The 18,105-nt window shown below is 35.6% G+C and carries 16 protein-coding genes; 2 read left to right on the top strand and 14 right to left on the bottom strand.

Going from position 1 to position 18,105, the window contains the following annotated elements:
- Window positions 1-219 precede the first annotated feature (219 nt).
- Both IGJ50_RS06670 and IGJ50_RS06665 read left to right on the top strand, forming a co-directional pair.
- Window positions 220-1,500, top strand: a complete 1,281-nt coding sequence (locus IGJ50_RS06670) for a murein hydrolase activator EnvC family protein (RefSeq protein WP_429949571.1) — start codon at window positions 220-222, stop codon at window positions 1,498-1,500.
- A gap of 150 nt (window positions 1,501-1,650) precedes the next feature.
- Window positions 1,651-2,085 (top strand): universal stress protein, encoded by a 435-nt coding sequence (locus IGJ50_RS06665; RefSeq protein ID WP_069639966.1) that lies wholly within the window; start codon window positions 1,651-1,653, stop codon window positions 2,083-2,085.
- A 57-nt stretch (window positions 2,086-2,142) separates the two neighbouring features.
- Here IGJ50_RS06665 and IGJ50_RS06660 read toward each other — a convergent pair whose 3' ends face one another.
- The 14 genes from IGJ50_RS06660 to IGJ50_RS06595 all read right to left on the bottom strand — a co-directional run bounded on the left by IGJ50_RS06660 (window position 2,143) and on the right by IGJ50_RS06595 (window position 17,969).
- Window positions 2,143-2,904 carry a class I SAM-dependent methyltransferase gene (locus IGJ50_RS06660; RefSeq protein ID WP_429949568.1) on the bottom strand — a complete coding sequence of 254 codons (762 nt, stop codon included), beginning with the start codon at window positions 2,902-2,904 and terminating at the stop codon, window positions 2,143-2,145.
- A gap of 265 nt (window positions 2,905-3,169) precedes the next feature.
- On the bottom strand, window positions 3,170-4,543 hold the full coding sequence (locus IGJ50_RS06655; protein WP_207121315.1) for a glycoside hydrolase family 1 protein: 1,374 nt from the start codon (window positions 4,541-4,543) through the stop codon (window positions 3,170-3,172).
- An 11-nt stretch (window positions 4,544-4,554) separates the two neighbouring features.
- Window positions 4,555-5,826, bottom strand: a complete 1,272-nt coding sequence (locus IGJ50_RS06650; protein WP_207121316.1) for a glycoside hydrolase family 125 protein — start codon at window positions 5,824-5,826, stop codon at window positions 4,555-4,557.
- 14 nt (window positions 5,827-5,840) lie between these two features.
- Entirely contained in the window at window positions 5,841-6,638 is a 798-nt protein-coding gene (locus IGJ50_RS06645) for a MurR/RpiR family transcriptional regulator (RefSeq protein ID WP_069639962.1), read from the bottom strand.
- A 291-nt stretch (window positions 6,639-6,929) separates the two neighbouring features.
- Window positions 6,930-8,252, bottom strand: a complete 1,323-nt coding sequence (locus IGJ50_RS06640; RefSeq protein WP_069639961.1) for a PTS sugar transporter subunit IIC — start codon at window positions 8,250-8,252, stop codon at window positions 6,930-6,932.
- Window positions 8,253-8,267: 15 nt separating this feature from the next.
- The gene (locus tag IGJ50_RS06635; protein WP_429949564.1) at window positions 8,268-10,898 is read right to left on the bottom strand and encodes a glycoside hydrolase family 38 C-terminal domain-containing protein; all 2,631 of its coding nucleotides are present in this window, start codon (window positions 10,896-10,898) and stop codon (window positions 8,268-8,270) included.
- 247 nt (window positions 10,899-11,145) lie between these two features.
- Entirely contained in the window at window positions 11,146-11,481 is a 336-nt protein-coding gene (locus tag IGJ50_RS06630; protein ID WP_207121319.1) for an antibiotic biosynthesis monooxygenase, read from the bottom strand.
- Between the two features lie 20 nt (window positions 11,482-11,501).
- Window positions 11,502-12,920 carry an ABC transporter ATP-binding protein gene (locus IGJ50_RS06625; protein ID WP_429949561.1) on the bottom strand — a complete coding sequence of 473 codons (1,419 nt, stop codon included), beginning with the start codon at window positions 12,918-12,920 and terminating at the stop codon, window positions 11,502-11,504.
- A complete protein-coding gene (locus tag IGJ50_RS06620) occupies window positions 12,917-13,615 on the bottom strand; it encodes an energy-coupling factor transporter transmembrane component T (protein WP_207121321.1) in 699 nt (232 codons plus the stop codon). The genes IGJ50_RS06625 and IGJ50_RS06620 overlap by 4 nt, the downstream gene beginning before the upstream one ends.
- On the bottom strand, window positions 13,590-14,207 hold the full coding sequence (locus IGJ50_RS06615) for an MptD family putative ECF transporter S component (RefSeq protein WP_069639956.1): 618 nt from the start codon (window positions 14,205-14,207) through the stop codon (window positions 13,590-13,592). The genes IGJ50_RS06620 and IGJ50_RS06615 overlap by 26 nt, the downstream gene beginning before the upstream one ends.
- Entirely contained in the window at window positions 14,204-15,376 is a 1,173-nt protein-coding gene (locus tag IGJ50_RS06610) for a hypothetical protein (RefSeq protein WP_429949558.1), read from the bottom strand. Before IGJ50_RS06610 ends, IGJ50_RS06615 begins: the two co-directional genes overlap by 4 nt.
- Before the next feature lie 158 nt (window positions 15,377-15,534).
- The gene (gene pcp / locus IGJ50_RS06605) at window positions 15,535-16,179 is read right to left on the bottom strand and encodes a pyroglutamyl-peptidase I (RefSeq protein WP_069639954.1); all 645 of its coding nucleotides are present in this window, start codon (window positions 16,177-16,179) and stop codon (window positions 15,535-15,537) included.
- Between the two features lie 147 nt (window positions 16,180-16,326).
- Window positions 16,327-17,271 (bottom strand): DUF979 domain-containing protein, encoded by a 945-nt coding sequence (locus IGJ50_RS06600; protein WP_429949555.1) that lies wholly within the window; start codon window positions 17,269-17,271, stop codon window positions 16,327-16,329.
- Window positions 17,268-17,969, bottom strand: a complete 702-nt coding sequence (locus IGJ50_RS06595) for a DUF969 domain-containing protein (RefSeq protein WP_069639952.1) — start codon at window positions 17,967-17,969, stop codon at window positions 17,268-17,270. The genes IGJ50_RS06600 and IGJ50_RS06595 overlap by 4 nt, the downstream gene beginning before the upstream one ends.
- Window positions 17,970-18,105 lie beyond the last annotated feature (136 nt).

The raw sequence follows: 18,105 nt of genomic DNA, 5'->3' as shown, positions 1-18,105 counted from the left end.
TTTTTTCTTATTAATAGTAAGTTTCGCATATTACAATTAGATGTTACCATTATTGCCATATTTTAAATTTCATTTTTTTGATTGATCTGATAGTTTAAGCCTAATTATTCTTAAAAAATTATGGTATACTTTGTCTTGTATCATAAACGATGATGAACGGAGACAATATCTAAGCTGTCAAACGTTTAAAATAATCAATAAAAAAGCGAGGAACATCACTTGAAGAAAAAACTACTGATTACACTGTCATTTATTTTATTAGTACACGCTGCACCAATGAGCGTATCAGCAGAAGATATCGATCAAAAAATCCAAAATCAAACAAAGAAAATAGACGAAATTATTAAGACCGAAAAAGATGCGAAAGATTATCTAACTACTTTAGAAAAAGAGATTACGACGATCGAAACAGAATATCAGGCTGTTCTTTCTGAAAAACAAAAGCATGAAAAAGAAATGAATCAGTTAAATACTGATATTGCGAATTTAGAAACAAAAATTCAAAAAAGAAATGAGCAATTACAAGCTCAAGCTAGAGTAACACAAACAAACCATGAACAAGAATCTATGTTGACTGTGTTACTAAGTGCTGAATCTTTTTCTGATGCTATTTCAAAAGCCATCGCTGTGAATACATTAGTTACAGCAAATAATGACATCTTAACGGCTCAAAAAGAGGATAAAAAGGAACTGGATACTCTGAAAGTTTCATTAACTGAAACCCTAACAACTCTTGAGAAAAAAACAGAAGAACTTGAAGAAAAAGAAACTGCTTTGGCCGAAGCGAAGCTTGAGCAAAACGTAAAAATCAACGAAATTGCTGCAAGTCTTGCTACTGAAACAGCTGAAAAGGATAAATTTGTCAAACAAAAAGATGAAGCTGTAAAAAGAAAAGAAGTCCAATTAAAAGCAATTGCTGAAGAAAAGAAAAAAGAAGCTGCGGCTAAAGTTGTTGCTGAAAAGCAAGCTGCCGAACAAGCAAAAAGAGACGAAACAACTGTTCAATCGGCTCCTGTACAAACAACTGAAGAAGCTGTTACAGTTCCCGATACAACGACGAATACGAATAATACTCAACAAGCACCTACTCCTTCATTATCATCTGGCGGTTGGTCTGCTCCTGTAGCTGGTATGAGCATTACTAGTGGATTTGGTGGTCGTGAAGACCCTACCGGAATTTCTGGCTCATTCCATGATGGTATTGATTTTGGCGGAGCAAGTGGCACGCCAATTATGGCCGCTCGATCTGGTGAAGTGGTTAGTGCAAATTATGGTGGTATGGCTGGCAACCATGTTGTAATCAAACATGATAATGGCTACTACTCTTACTATTTACACATGAGTAGCTTAAGTGTAGCCGCTGGTCAAAACGTTAGTGCTGGTCAAACATTAGGCGGTATGGGCACTACTGGAAATTCTACAGGAGTTCATTTGCACTTTAGTATTTCAACCAGTTTATGGGGTGGATTTGTTAATCCGGCTCCCTTCCTTGGATTATAAATAATGTGAAACGATAAGAAAGTCAGAGCGATTCTGCTTTCTTATCGTTTTTTTCATCTAGTCAAGCTAGTCGTCACTTTTATCAATTTGTTTAACCTTTACTAGGGAACATGTTATAATAAAGGTAGATAAAGAAAGGTGCTGATTAAAATGATCAATAACTATTCTACTATTTTAGTTGCTGTTGATGGATCTAAAAATGCTGAGTTAGCGTTGCAACATGGTGTTGCTATTGCTAAAGAAAAAAATGCTACCTTATATTTATTATCTGTTGTTGACGAAAATGCAATCAGTCATAGTTCTTATGCTTATTCAAAAGTACTTGCACAAGAAAAAGAAGCTATTGAAAAAGAGTTACTAAAAAACATTTATTATGCCACTGAACAAGGTCTAGATGAGGTCATTCCAATAGTCGAAATCGGCAATCCTAAAGAAATGATTGCTACCACTGTACCTACGAATCAGGCAATTGATTTAATCGTTGTAGGTGCAACTGGTAAAGGGATGATCCAATCAAGCCAGCTTGGCACGACAACAAGTTATGTTGTACAGTTCGCTCCTTGTAATGTACTCGTTGTAAAATAATCAATGCTTTAAAAGCATGTGGTCCACTCGTATTCGGTGAACCACACGCTTTTTTTTCTACAAATCCATTAATTTTCCAACTAAAATAAACCGATGCTGCTGATTAGAAATGAACCCTTTTTCACATAATTCTTTTTGTCTATCGAGTAACGCTTCAAAATGAGTTTCTACAGAAAAATTTGGGTATTCCCATGGAATTCTTTTGATATAGTAAATGAGTCCCTCCATATCTAGGAAATGTTGTGCTAGAAAAGATTCCGCAGCAAACAAAATATCAAAATTTTCTTTTAGCAGCGCTTTTTTCGCTGTTTCTAAAGACCAGTCAATCCGTTGTCGTTGAACATTGTTGAATAGCTTTTGTGAAAGGGCACGTCCATTTTGATCGCCAACTTGCTGTGTAATAAATAACCCGCCCGGCCTCAATACTCTGCTCACTTCAGTCAAATCATAAGATTCATGACTATTTAAGACAATATCAAAAGAATCCTTTGGAAATTTCAATTGATCATCTTCCGCTACAAATACGACTTTTACGCCTAATGGTTGTAATGTTTCTTTTAATAAACGATAGTTGGGCTGCCAGCCTTCGGTTACGGTAGTTTGATGATACGGATGCTCAAATGTCAGCAGTAATTCTCCCCCACCAGTTCCCATATCTAATAAGTCCATTTCCTTAGATAAGTGTTCACGAACAAGCCTTGAATAACTCCAAGGTAATTCATCTTGACGCCAACGATTGCACATATAAGAAAAATCCCAGCCATTAAATGGCAATTGCTCAATCGTTTGCCAATATTTTTTTAAGTCTTCATTGTTCATAACTAACTCTCCCTTACACTGTCTAATTCTTCATTGTAAGTTGGATACAGTTATAAAGGTTGTCCTGATAGCAATCATCTTACTCTATACAGTTTCTATCAGCCCTCTAACTGTATCGAGTTGTTACTTCGTTGCATTTCACTCAACTCCTATCATTTTTTCACAAGACTTAATCCGTCCTAAACTTATAATCAAGCAAAAGTGATTCACTTAAATTCCATCTATACCAAAGATAATGCCAGTTAATGTACATACAAGCACTTTATCAAATTAGGCCATTTCGATCAACCACTTCTTTAAACCAATGTCCACTCTGTTTTAGAGTACGTTGGTCATTTTCCAAGTCTAATCGGTAAAAACCATAACGATTTTTATATCCGTTCAGCCAAGACCAACAATCAATAAATGTCCATGAATGATAACCAAAACAATTACTTCCTGCTTCAATCCCTTTATGCAGTTGCGCTAAATGTTCTTGCATAAATTCAATTCGGTAATCATCTTGAATCATTCCTGTTTGGTCCATGAATCGCTCTTCATCTGCCACACCCATGCCATTTTCAGAAACATACCAGGCAATATTTTTATATTCATTTTTAATCATCAGTGCCACATCATATAAAGCCTCAGGATAAATTTCCCACCCGCGATAGGGGTTGATTTTTTTACCTGACCAATCGTAATGCTCATAAAAATCAGCCGGGGAAAGAGCAGGCTGATTGATTTTTGTAGGTGCTTGAACCCGACGAGGTTGATAATAATTCATGCCAATAAAATCAACAGTATTTTTTTTGATCGTGTTTAAATCGTTTGTTTCTACTTTTGGCAGTAACTCATTCGCTGCTAAAAGTTCAATCAAATTTTCAGGAATTGTTCCTAAGACTGTTGGGTCTAAAAAGCTTTTTGTGTTTAATAAATCAGCCAGTTGAGCTGCTTCTAAATCTTCTTTGCTCTGACTTTTTGGGTAGCAGGGGGAAACATTTAATATAATACCAATTTGGCCAGAGTATTTGCCTTCTTTAAATGATTTGACCGCTAAAGTATGCGCCATCAACGTATGAAAACCTACTTGAATGGCCTTTTTCAAATCATGTATAGCTGGATAATGATAGCCATATAAATAGCCACATTCAACATGAACCATCGGCTCATTAAAGGTCGTCCACAGTTCGACTAAATCACCAAATAATTCAAAGCAAGTGTTGGCATAAAAGGCAAACGCTTCAACTGATTCTCGCGCTTCCCAGCCCCCTTTTTTCATTAACCACCAAGGCATGTCAAAATGAAATAAGTTAATGATTGGTTTAACACCATTTGAACGCAACTCATTAAAATAGCTCCGGTAAAACGCAACAGCTTCTGAATTCACTGTTTTACCATCCGGCAATAATCGCGTCCAAGCAATTGACGTTCTGAAAGAATTTAGGTGAATAGCGTTCATTCGTTTGGCATCCTCACAATAGGTTTCATACATATTTGAGGTATGTTCAGGCCCTTGATTTTTCGAGAATTTTTCTGGATTCATTTCATACCACTTATCCCAAGTTGAGGGTGATTTTCCGTTTAAAGAACCATGGCCTTCTGATTGTGGAGCGGATGTAGCTGCGCCCCACAAAAAATCTTTAGGAAATGTTTTCATTCTCTCTTCTCCTAGTTGGTTATTTTTAAATAATCTAAAAGTAACGTACAAAACATCATATTTGCCCAAGAAAACCATTCACGTGTATATTGAGCAGGATCATTCACATTGATCCCTTCGTGCATATGATTCGTACCTGCATCAGTTTGAACTAAGGTATTTAAAAGCTCGACTTTTTCCGTTTGATCTTCAGTTGTCAGCCCTTGAATACATAAAGCAATCGGCCAAACATATTCTTTTGGCGTATGCTCACTTCCGATTCCCTTTAACTTATTTCCTTCAAAGTAGTAGGGATTTGTATCGGATAAAATCAAGTCTCGTGTATTTAGATAAACTTCGTCCTCCATCGAACAATAGCCTAAATATGGTGCGGCTAACAAACTAGGGACATTGGCATCATCCATTAAAAGATAATTACCCAAACCGTCAACCTCATAAGCATAAACTTTTTTCCCTTGATATTCAACAACTCCCCATTCTATAATCCCCTGCTCAATTTCGTTTTTTAATTGTCTAGCCTTTTCAGCTAAAATAACATCATTATACATTGTCTCAAGAATCTCTGCCAGATAATCTAAGATAACTACCGCAAACATATTGGCTGGGATAAGATAATGGTAGGTACAACTATCATCACTAGGACGAAAGCCAGACCACGTCATACCAGTATAACCACAAGGTTCGCCTAATCCATTATTAGACAGAGTATCTTCTGGTCTTTCACCGAATCGTTCAAAGCGATAGCTTGAATTTTCATGATTCTGCTCTATTTTAAAAACATTGATGATTGTTTCAGCCGCTTGTTTAAAGTTTTTAGTGAAATGGGTTGTTTCCCCCGTTTTTTTCCATAATAAATAAGCAAGCTCAATAGGATAACACAAGGAATCTACTTCGTATTTTCGTTCCCAAATCCAGCCGTTCATTTCGGTGCTATCGTGATGATAACAATGCCCGTTTTCCGATTCATTAAAAGCATTCGCATAAGGATCTATCAAAATACACTTGATTTGGCGGTTAATTAATCCTCTAATCAATTGTTTGACCTGTTCATCTTCAGTGGCTATAGCGAGATACGGTTTGATCTGTGCGGACGAGTCTCTTAACCACATAGCAGGAATGTCTCCGGTAATCACAAATGTATCATCTGCGGTTGTTTTAACAGTTGTCTCTAATGTATTATCAAAACAATTTGCGAACACTTCACTCCATCTGGGATTGTCAACTTTCTCAGCGACTTGTTTTTTTAAATTTTTAATTATTTTTTTTGAATAACTGACCGTCATAAATAGGCTCCTCTTTATTTTCCTTTTAAAATCACTTCTGATTTTATCCAAGATTTGATTGTATCTTCATGATACATCGCTAATATCTCAGTATATAAAATATCGATTACTGTTAACACTGGAATTTGTGGAGAAATCCCGCCCATATCTTTTTTCCCCATGGAACTAGTTAAGCAAAATGCCTCAGAAAGCTTTTTATACGGACTTTTTTCATTCGCTGTAATAACGATTACTTTGGCATTTTTTTCAGAAACAACTCTGATTGCCTCCAAAATCGTTTCATTGTCACCAGAAATTGAGGACATGATCACAAGGTCTCCTGATTGAACGCCGTGAGCCATCATTGCAATTGAATGCTCGTCTTTGATCACATTAACAATTTTACCTAAACGAGAAAATTTAAACTGAAAATCTTCACCACAAAAAGCATTATAGCCCGTGCCCCAGTAATGAATGATTCGCCCTTTGTCAATCATCAGCGCAGCTTTTTTCACTTGTTCCTTATCTAGTTTCTCGATAATGTCATTGAGAAGCAAAGAATAATTTAAATTTACATAGTTGATGCTTGAATCCGTTTGCTTCTTAGTTCCTTTACTAGAATATTTATACAAATAAATCAGTTCTTTATAATTCGCTAAACCAATTTTTTTACAAAAGCGAGTAATCGAAGAATTGGAAACACTCAATTTTTGGGCAAGCTCTTGGATACCCAGCTCCTTATTTCCATCAAGAAAATAGTGCGCAATCACCCGCTCAACATCCGTAAATTTCTTTTCGTTTGCTTGAATGATCAGTTCAATATAACTTTCCATAATCAAGCCCTCCTTTCACAATCTGGAAACAAAATAAGAGATATTTGGATTGAAAATACGGTTGGGTCAAAAGTATTTAACTTCGAGAAATCAACAGAAAAGAACAAAAATGACAAGAAAAGTAGGATTTTTAGCTTTGATGTAGAATGGTTCCTACTGATTGCTCTTCAAATTCCTATGACCAAGTAGGTACTATTCTGCATCCGTTCGTATCCCATTTTATTTCACAATAATTTCAGCTTATTTCCGATGGAATTGCTTTTGTTTCCACCTTTTGATCAAAACCTAGAACTAATTTTGCGCGTTAAGTAATTGGCTTTCATCAAATTTCATATTCATCCGTACAAATGGTGCGTAGATGAAAATATCCAGTACAACTAACACGGCTGTTAAAATTACAGGACTAAGATGGAACGCACCTAAAATCCAAGTACTGATAAATATCGGCTCATTTCCAGAATTTAGAACGACCAACGGAACGACCCAACCAATTTTGGTTACAATATATGCGACAATTGCATTAAATACTGGTACAAATACAAATGGTATAAACATCAATGGATTTAGTACGATTGGAAAGCCAAAAATAATTGGCTCATTGATTCCGAATAATCCAGGAATAAATGAAAGTTTGGCTACTTCACGACCACTATAGGTTTTTGGTGTGAAAATCAAAATGGCTAAAATCAACCCAAATGTTGCACCTGATCCACCAATCATTGCGTAAACATTTGTCATTGTGTTCGGGGCAACAGAAATGTCCGCAAAACTTTTTGTTTCAGCAAATTTTGCCACGTTTTCTAAGAAGATCGGCAACCATAATGCTGACACAACGCCCCACACAATATTAAAGCCATGAAGTCCTAAGAACCACAAGATTTGCTCTAATAAAATAACTACAATAATTGCGGGCAAGCCTGTTCCAACTGAGGTCAATGGTTGCACAAATAATTGACTAACCATGTCCATGAAGGAATTAAAATCAAAGGCTTCAATCAAAACTTTCAAAATAGAACAAACCAATAAAACTATCGAAATTGGAATTAAGGCAAAAAAGGAATCAAACACGTTTGGTGGTACATTTCCGGGTAGTTTGATGGCAATTTTGTGTTTTGCCAGTACTGAATATAAGAAAACTGCTAGCAATCCGACGATCAAAGCTGTAAACATTCCTTCATAACTAAAGAAATTATTTGCATAACCTTGAACGATTTCAGCGGAATCATCTGCAAAGTTCACATTATTTGGTACCATAACAAAGTAGGCTGCAAAGGCAAGTAACGTTGCTAATAGCGGGTTGATATTGGCCTCAGGATGTTTTTTCATCAACTCTTTTGCATAATTATATGCAGTAGAAAATACAATCAATAACGCGACGATTCCCAGTGTTCCTAGATAAACATTGCCGAATATTGCAGAAGCTGTTTGACCGATTGCCGTTTCCCCAAAGAATGCATCAATCTGCATTTTGATCAAATTCGAAAATGAGCCAACTACAGTAAAGGGAATACTGCTAATAAATGCATTCTTAATTGCTTGTAAAACGCTGTTATTATCTACTTTATTTGCAATTTTTAATAATGGATCTTGAATCTTTTCGATATTTATTTTCATCTTAATTCGACCTTTCTACTGCGTTCTTTCTATTGCAACTGTTTTAATTTCACCTGGTTTAAATTTCCCTAATTGAATTTCATGCAGCTTTCCTAATGTTTCAATTGTATTACCATTTAAATCAACAAAATGGGTGTTGGATTTATTTTTCAACATTATTTTTTCGTTTTCAACACTCGACGCTAGCGATGGATTATACAAACGAATCTGGACCCATTTTTGATCTCTACTCAATTCTAATGCACTATATACCAAATTTGAGTCACTTAAATCAATAAGCGTGTTCAATCCATTTAATTGGTCTACTTTATTACTCTGGAAATATTGAATCGGATTGGTAAAACGATTCAATGTTTGGATTTGATAATACGGACTTTCGTTTGAATACAACTGATATTCTTTTTGCACCATCACTGGGTCAAACACTTCACTAATAATTAGTGATATATCCATCTCTAACTCACCTAACAGCTGACTGTCAGGCGTTGGAATATAGCGGTATTGATTCCCAGAAGCATCTCCTGGCCTCCTTAACAATTCGGGTCTGCCTAAGAATCCTACACCTCTGAATAAAGTAATATATAAATCACTATCAATTACTTGATATTCTTTGATTCCTCTACTTAAAATCGTCCAACTAGTCGTTGCATCATGAATAGTTGAATAGTGAATCATTGGATAGATTTCTGTTGGTTCTTCTTTCCAACCAAGCTTTTTCCAATCATGGATATGTGGGTCTTGATTCTTTCTTTCTACGATTCCAAATAACGTATCCGCATAACTGACTTGACTTTTTACTGGTGTTTTCACAACTAAACGCATCCGGTGGTCCAACACTTGATTATCGATTTTTAATTTCATATCAATACGTTTTGATTCTTTACTTAAGGTCACAACAAAGGTATAGTTGACTTTAGCGTTTAATTGCTCTTCTTTTCTAGATTGTAAATCTTTCGGCAAGGACCAGCTACCTTTTAAAGTCATAGTTGAAAGAAATGGCCCTGCCTGAACAACAACGTTACTCGTATCAAAGTTTAAATGATGAACTTTATCATGGTAGGCTGGTGAATAATCATAAGTATCTCCTTCATCACCGGATTCTTCCACATACAGGCAATTTTCATATGTTTTTTCTTGTCTTTTATCTAAAATACAGAACTGTCCGTCTGAAAAAGAAAGTTTGTACGCTTCATTTTCGATAACCGCTCGCTCATTGGTTATCATTTTATTATGAACCAGTTCAGCTTGCTCTTCTATTGTAACGATTGTGTATGCTAATGGATCTGTTTCCTTTATGAAACTAATTTTATGGATATAGTAGTATTTTGCTTCATCATAGTCACGTTCTAAACGTCTGACTTCACCTGCATAAACTTTTTCTGATGATAAAATTTGATGCTCTAATTCTTGATGATTGTCATCAAATAATTTGATATGTTTCAATTTTGTACTCACTTCAACTATATAAGGATCGCATCTTTTATATGGCAAAGTATTAAAGAGAATCAAATCATTTGGTTTAATTTCAGCTATTGATTCAGAAATTTTCCGTACGAGATAGTCAACTGTTGAGTATGACAGCTGATCTGCTTCTTTGTATCTAGCTAAAATCATTTCGTTTGTTTTGTCCGTATTACAACCGCCAATACTATCGTGAGCATGATTTTTTAATAATAGTTTCCAAATGTAATCCAGCAATTCTCGTTTAAACGGAATCCCTAAATCATCCGCCATCAGCATCAATGGTTCTAACTGAAAAATCAAACGGTTTTCGACCTTATCATTTAACTGTTTCAAGTCATATCTTGATGAATAAATAGAGCGGTGAATTTTTGAAACGCTACCACTCATAAATTCACCTTGAACAGTCGGTAAATTTTTGGTTTGTTTTCTTAATAAATTAAAAATATGAGGATAATTGCTTTCTTCAATGGTATATTCTTTTCCAAATTGCTCGTTCACTTCTTGAATAATCTCTTTTAGGTTTCGATCGACCGCTCGCTGATCTCCACCCACTGGTAATGTCACTACATCTGTTGAGCTATCTTGTGAGACAATATCAAGGATCTCTTTTTTCTGGTACAGCTCACCTTCAACAAGTGCTACTCCTGCATAGTAGCCATTGCGAATATTGATCGTCAATACTTTTGAACCATCTTCGGCTGTCCAATAGAATTCTCGACTTTTTGTAACTTCGTTTGGCATCCCCCGCCAAAATACAGCATCTTCAATGCCAAAACCATTATAAATTTTAGGCATATCTTTCCCTTGACCAAATGAATCTGGTAAATACCCTAATGAAGTATGACCACCCAAACGTTTTGACATTTCAATGCCGATTTGCAAATTTTTTACAACTGATTCACCGGCTACTACAAATTCATCCATCTGTGTATACCAAGGTCCAATAAATAGTTTGTTTACTTCCACTAATTTTTTAAGTGTTGCTTCTTGATTTGGATATACTTTTAGATAGTCATCTAGAATACTTAATTGCCCATCCAAATAATAGTAGTCGAGTTCCTTATTTTCTAATGAGTAAATCACCTCATCCATATGGTAAGAAAATTGAATAAATGCTTCATTATCACTAAAATACCACTCACGATCCCAATGGGTGTGAGCGACGATGTGTACCTTCTTCATCATCTTTTCTCCTTTCATCTCACTTCTCATTAAATATACTCTGGATTGTTTGAAAAGAAAACGATTTCGGTAATATTTTCAAGCATTTTCTTGAATCTAGAAATATCATGAAAATATTACCAAAAAAATACGCCGATTTTCTTTTTGGCAACTTCCTTTTTCCACTTTATTTTCTTTTGTTTGTCATACTAAATAAGAAGAAGATTCCTATCTATTATGCTAGACAGAAATCTTCTTCTTGATTAAACTATGTCAATACTTCGTATTCAGCGATCGTACTTGAAATAATCCCAGGACGTTTCTTTTCTTCAGCTACATCCTGTTTTGGTTCCTTTCTTTGATGCATATTTTTAAACGACTGGCTTTGTACCCAATTTTTTTGATGCTCTTTTGAGCTCCAACGGCTTAAAACAACAAGCTCGGTTATTTCTGGATCATGAGGCAATGTACGGTGCATTAATTGAAAATTTAAGAATCCATTGACTGCCTCCATGCTTTCCTTTGTATGAGCGGCTGTAAACTGTTGAATAATTCTTTGAGAATGAGCTGTTTCTGTTTGGATCGTATTTGTGACTATATACATAGTTGTTCCTCCATTTCTTTTTAGTGTGTTTCAATAAAGTAGTCTTCAATAATTTGTCCTTGATCAAAATGAAGAACTCGTTGACAGGTTTGATTCAGAAATTCTTTATCATGGGTGATTACCAATACTAAAATATTTGCCTGAAGCAGCCAACGAATTGTATTGCTGACTTCTTCCATATGCAATAAATCCAACCCACTGGTCGGTTCATCAAAAATAAGTAACTTTTTACCAGATAAAACAGCACTAGCAATTGCTACGCGCTGCTTCTCACCTCCCGATAGTGTTTGGGGATGTCTCGTCAAAAGAGATTCTAGGTTAAGCATTTTCACAACTTTATCAACGTCATGTATATTTTTGGCATTTAAACGAATTTCTTTTTCTACTGTTTCAAAAAACAACTGTAAATTGACATCTTGCATCACAACAAAACTTTCCTTGATCAAATCTTTGGCTGACATTACAGAGCCATTCAACTGGATCATTCCCTGTTTTACCTTGACCAATCCTGATAAAATCTTAGAAAATGTCGATTTTCCTGCTCCATTATGACCAATAATTCCTGTAATAGAACCACTTGTCAATCTTAGTGAAGGAATGTTCAACACAGAAGCTTGCTTGCGGTAATGAAAATCAAGACCTTCGCAGGTTAACACAACTTCCCCAATCTCTTTTGTTTCTACCGTACACTTTGTGAAATACGTCTGCTCAAGGGATCTTAATCCCATTGCCCGGATATCAGCTGGGGATTTTCTGTCCATTTCTTGTCTAGAATAACTTTTGATGATTTCACCTTTATCCATCACTAAATATCGGTCTGCAAGCTCGGTTAAATAATACAGCCGATGTTCAGAAACAATGATCGTCATTCCTTGCTCTTTTAATACTTGTAAGTAGGTTTTCAAGCGATCAATTGTTGCTTCATCTAAATTGCTTGAAGGTTCATCCAATAAAAATAGCCGATGCTTCAACATGCTAGCTGATGCAAAAGCGATCAATTGTTTTTCTCCACCAGACAAATGAAACATACTTCGCTCTAAAAATTCCTCTAATGAAAACAAACGAGTTATTTCCTTGATTCGTGCAATCATTTCATTTTGAGGAACACCATAATTTTCCATAGCAAAAGCCAGTTCAGAATACACATCACTCGTAAAAAATTGGGTCTTAGGATTTTGGAACACCACGCCGATTTCTCGAACATATGCGTTGAATTCTTTCGTCAATAGATCTTGCTCTAAGACAGTTCCTGTTCCCGTTAGATCACCAGCATACAATTCAGGTATCAAGCCGTTTAAAATCCTTAATAACGTCGATTTACCACAACCGCTTTTACCACATAATACAATAAATTCACCCGCTTTGACCTCTAAATCCACTTGTTGGATGATCTTAGCTTGGTCCTCATAAGCGAACCCCACATTATGCAAGTCAATCATTCAATCAACCTCCCAATAATTCCAGATAACACTAAAATACCGATCAAAACGTAATCTTGTATTTTCAAACGAATCTCATAAATACTTGTATGAGTCGTCGGATTAGCTAAGCCTCTTACTAAAGCGGCAGAAGATAAGTCTAGTGAAGTATTTTCAGCAGACATTAAAATTGGAACAATGATATACTCCATCGTTTGAAATGGATGAAGAAACAAATCCACAGTAGAAACTGCAATCCCTCTATATTTCATAGCATTACGAATACTTCTAAAATCTTGAAAAAGAGTGGGAAAAAAACGGAACAACACGGTTAATGGAATAATTAAACTAAACGGTATGTGACATTTCTTCAAAGCGGCGATCCACTCACTGATTTTAGTTCGATTCATTGCAAAAGCGGCTGCCATAATGGTGGGCAGCATCCGTCGATTGCCAACAAACAAGAAGTCAAAAAAAGCGGCAAAAGAGTTGTCGATATAGGGGAAAAGTAAATAGTCGCCTAAAACGAGCAACCAAAAAATACTATAAAAAATTGTTCCTTTTTTTAGGCTGCCATTTAAAATAAATAGGCTATATAACAGTGACACAAATAAGATCTCGGCTTTAAAAGGCAATGGGAACATCAACAAAAAACTGGCAAACAAAATCGTACATAATTTACTTCTGGGATCAAACGTTACGTATGTTTTTTCCATAATTTTTTCCTTTAGTTTTATCAAAGTGCTTTTCATAAATTTTTTGGCCAATCAATAGCCCTACAATACTACACAGAATTACAGAGACAACACACACATAAAAGGTCGTTGTTGTGATCGGCGCAAAAACTTTATCGATATAAACAGTATCTTTACCACGTGCTACCAGTGAATCAACATATGCATTTTTCATGAACCATAGGGGTAAAACTGGCCCCATTAAACCAAAACTAAAAACCGTATAACTAAGTAGCGTTCGGATTTTTTCCGATAATTTTGTACGATATTGAATCCAATCAGCTGCTACCGCACACACTATATTGGGCAAAAAGGATAACGGAAAGTGACCGGAAACTAAGAAGAACAGCCCCATTACACTACCCATGATTGTAATTGCCCCAAAACGAGGAATTCGATGGAGCACTAATAGATACACGATTCCAGCAAAAAGAGCAGTGGCACTTGGGATTAACACTGAATTAAATGCGGGAATCGTAAAACGTAAAATAACCATTGCAATTGTTACGACTAAAAAATAAATTGCTGTATAAATGCCAACTGAAATAAAATCTTGAATTTTTAACTTTTTCATTTTTGTATTGACCCTTCTTGTTTTAATGTGAATAAAAATAATAGCTGTCCATATGTTTCACTAATAATTTTTAACTGATAACGTCCCGCTTTTTCAAACTGCGCACTAGATAGTAAAAGTTCCTCTTCAAGTAACTCAAAGTCTAAAGAATAGCCGTTTTCAGAAATTTTCTTTGATTTGACTAATTCAAAACGAGCAGTTTGCTGTTCTAATTCTTTCACCAAGCCATTGTCGATCGATAGAGAAATCGTCTCGCCAAGTATATAGTCAGATTTAGATAGGTGTGGCGAGAATCGCATGGGTTGCTTTAAACGAGTCCTAAAATGAACATCTTCAAAGCCCTCCGCTAGGATATCGAGGCTCACTTCTTCCTCTTTTTCCCATTTGTCAAACAGTTGATACCTTAGTTGATTTGAATTCGCTAAAAGACCAAACTCTAAATGATTTTCTGGTTTGTGATACAAATAATCAGGCCATAAAAGTGGGACAGTCTTACCATTTTTAGTTATTGTAACACTATATATATATTTACCATAAGCTTCATGAAACTGATCATAAGTTGTTATCTCATATTCTGGTAAAAATTGAACCATTGCAGCATAACTATAATGAGAAAAATAATACATTTCATTCACATATTCAAGTTGACTTTGAATAGCTTTGCCATTTTTTTCCTGACTATTTTCAAGTAACTCTCTTGCCCCATAGGTACCATCCAGAAATAGCCGTTTTCTTTTATAGCTGCTGACAAATGTTTGTTCATCGTCATTCACAGGTTTTAACGAGTGAATCGTTTCTAGCTTTTCTTTGAACTCTGGATAAGCTTCAGGAGAATTACTGGCTAAGATATAGTCAGTAACCGTGATATAAACTGGTACATTTTTAATGCTATAGCTATTGTCATCAGTCAAAAGTATTTTTTGTTGATTTGTATGCGGAAATCTACTGATAATTTGCTGAAATTTTTCAGACAACGTATAATCGCTTTCTACAAAACCTGAGCAATCTGCTTGATAAAAATCAAAAAACGACAATGTTGATTCACCAAATAAATAACTTGGTAGCTGTTTATCCTCAATGTAGGTGTGCTCATCAAGCTTCACCGAACAACGCTCTGTTGCTTGTTTATCATATTTAAGTGAAAATGTTGCCAGATTTATTTCTTTCATTGAATCACTCCTTTCCTATTTCGTTAGTATAGCACAACAAAATGATAATGAGAATCATTATCATTGAAATATAATCATTTATACATTCTTACGTTTCATAATGAAAAAGGAAGAACAAAACAAGTGTTTTGTTCTTCCATGTTTGATCAGCAATGTCTCTAATGTGTTGTTCCAGTATTCTCTTCAATATCTTCTTTCGTTATTACTGCTGCTTCAATTGCATAGAGCAATGAATCGGCAATTGTTTGAATTGGCATTGAAGGTGTTCCAACCGGTCGATCGATGACTTGAGTCGGTTCAAACGGCACATGGATAAAACCACCTTTGATTTTTGGGAATTCTTTGTCGATCATATACAATAAACGATACATGATATCATTGCAAACGAAAGTACCAGCTGTATATGAAATGTAGGCAGGCAACCCGTGATTTTGAACATTCTTCATCATCGCTTTGATTGGTAAAGTCGTAAAGTAAGCAGTTTGACCATCCTCTTCAAGTTTTGCTCCAATTGGTTGATTTCCTTTATTGTCAGGAATTCTTGCTTCAGCTAAATTGATGGCTACTCGTTCAAAGGAAACAGCACTGCGCCCGCCAGCTTGCCCAACACAAATAACGATATCAGGTTGATGTTCTTTGATTGCAACTTCCAATACTTCTCCACTCTCTTTAAAAACCGTGGGAATCTCTAATTTGATTATTTTTGCTCCTGCGACTTCATCAGGAATCATTTTTACCGCCTCATACGCTGGATTGACAGAATCCCCGCCAAAAGGATCAAAACCCGTTACTAATACTTTCATAATAAAAACCTCCTAAAATTTAAAAGCTTAACAGGCTCGTTTTGCTTCGACTGAAAAATAGGAAAAATCTAAAGTGACGCTTTTTTTGTCACATTCTATTTTTATCTTTTTTCCGAGAAGCTAGCCTGTGAAGAGTTGTTTGACTTATTATTTAAATAAGATCATATAAATAACTTGAAAAACAAACATAAATAATGCGATAAACCATTGATTTTTAATTACACCATATTTATCCTTCATTTCTAACATTGCTACTGGTACGATATTAAAGTTTGCAGCCATTGGTGTCAATAATGTGCCGCAATAGCCACATGTCAAAGCTAGCATACCAATCAATGCTGTATTTGCTCCATAGGCTAAGACAAATGGTGCACCGATGCCAACCGTCATCACTGTAATTGCAGCAAATGCGTTTCCCATAATAATCGTAAACAACATCATGCCAAAAGCGTAGATGATAATCCCAACAGTGACATTTCCTTGCGGTACAATCGTACCCACCGCAGATGAAATCACTGTACCTACCCCAGCACTAGTAAACACCGCCCCGAGTGATGCCAGTAGCATCGGTAACATACTTAATGGCCCAACTGTGCCAAGCATATCTGCTGCATCATCCAAAAATGTAGTAGGTTTATTGTTTTTAGAATAAAGCATCAGGATCATAATTGCTACTAAAACACCCACGCCCACACCAACAAGTGCGCCAAGTTTTGTAAACAATGCAAATATAATGGCAAAAACCCCAATACTTAAAGCTGGAATAAAGATTTTCATTCCCAACTTATCAGACATTTGCTGCATATATTCTTTAGAAGGTAGTTTACTTTGCCCCTTACTAACTTTTTTCAAAATAGCTGGAATCGTCATTGAAAAAATTAGGATACCGCTGATCAAAGATGGGATAAAACGTCCACCACCAATTACGATCCCCAAAGCACACCAAAAATAACCTGTTCCATAACGATGAGGATTACTTTTATCTACTAAATTCTTCACGCCTGTGTATATCAAAATTAAGCCCATTAAAATATATAAAACTTCTAATAACTTCTCACCAAGCAAAATATCTGAGTTCATAAAATAATTCATGATAGCCCTCCTTTTTGTTTGGTAGTACCATAATATTTTTTCATCAAGCGACGATCCTTGGTATAGAAATAAATGCTTGCCGTAACTAATGCTACTAAGGCTACAGGAATTTCAACAGCTGCGAGTTGCACTAAGCTGACTTCATACCCTAATTCTTTTAAAGTTGATTGAACCAACAGTCCTCCAGAACCACCGATAAATAATACTTGACCAAAGAACCAGCAAATATTTTCCATTGCTGAGGCCATTCCTTTTAACTCTTCTTCATACTCTTTATTTAATTCTAAATTTTGAGATTCAACTGCTCCCAGCGACATTGGTAAGATAATTGGTCGAACAAATCCTGCCACTCCACCAAAACTAACGTTGAAAGCGGCAAAAATCATTCGAAAAACGCCATAAATATCAATGATCAATCCAGCTGAAACTTTTTTGAATCGTCTGATCAAAGAAGCTGCTGATTCTTTTAAGCCGTTTCTTTCTAAGGTTCCTGTTGCTAACATAATAATAATAAAAATAGCCATTCCTCTGTTACTTACAAAACTTGTACCTAGAATATCTAGCATCCCTTCCAAACCAATGCCGCCCACCAAAGCGGTAACAACTAAAGCAATCATTACAATCAAAATTGAGTCTAGTTTCATAGTAAAGCCAACTATGACAATTAGTACACCTAATAAACTAAGAATATTTTCCACTCGTCACACTTCTTTCTTCATTTGATAGTTTGGTTCATTTTTTGAAAGGTATCAGAGTTATCAACTCAATCTGATTCCCATACAAAGAATGACTTCTTTATTATACACATTTTTTGATTATTTTTTAATTTTTACC

The organism is Enterococcus sp. AZ101 (assembly GCF_050499005.1).
Taxonomy (GTDB): domain Bacteria; phylum Bacillota; class Bacilli; order Lactobacillales; family Enterococcaceae; genus Enterococcus_L; species Enterococcus_L ureilyticus.
This window is presented reverse-complemented; position numbering and strand designations above follow the sequence as displayed.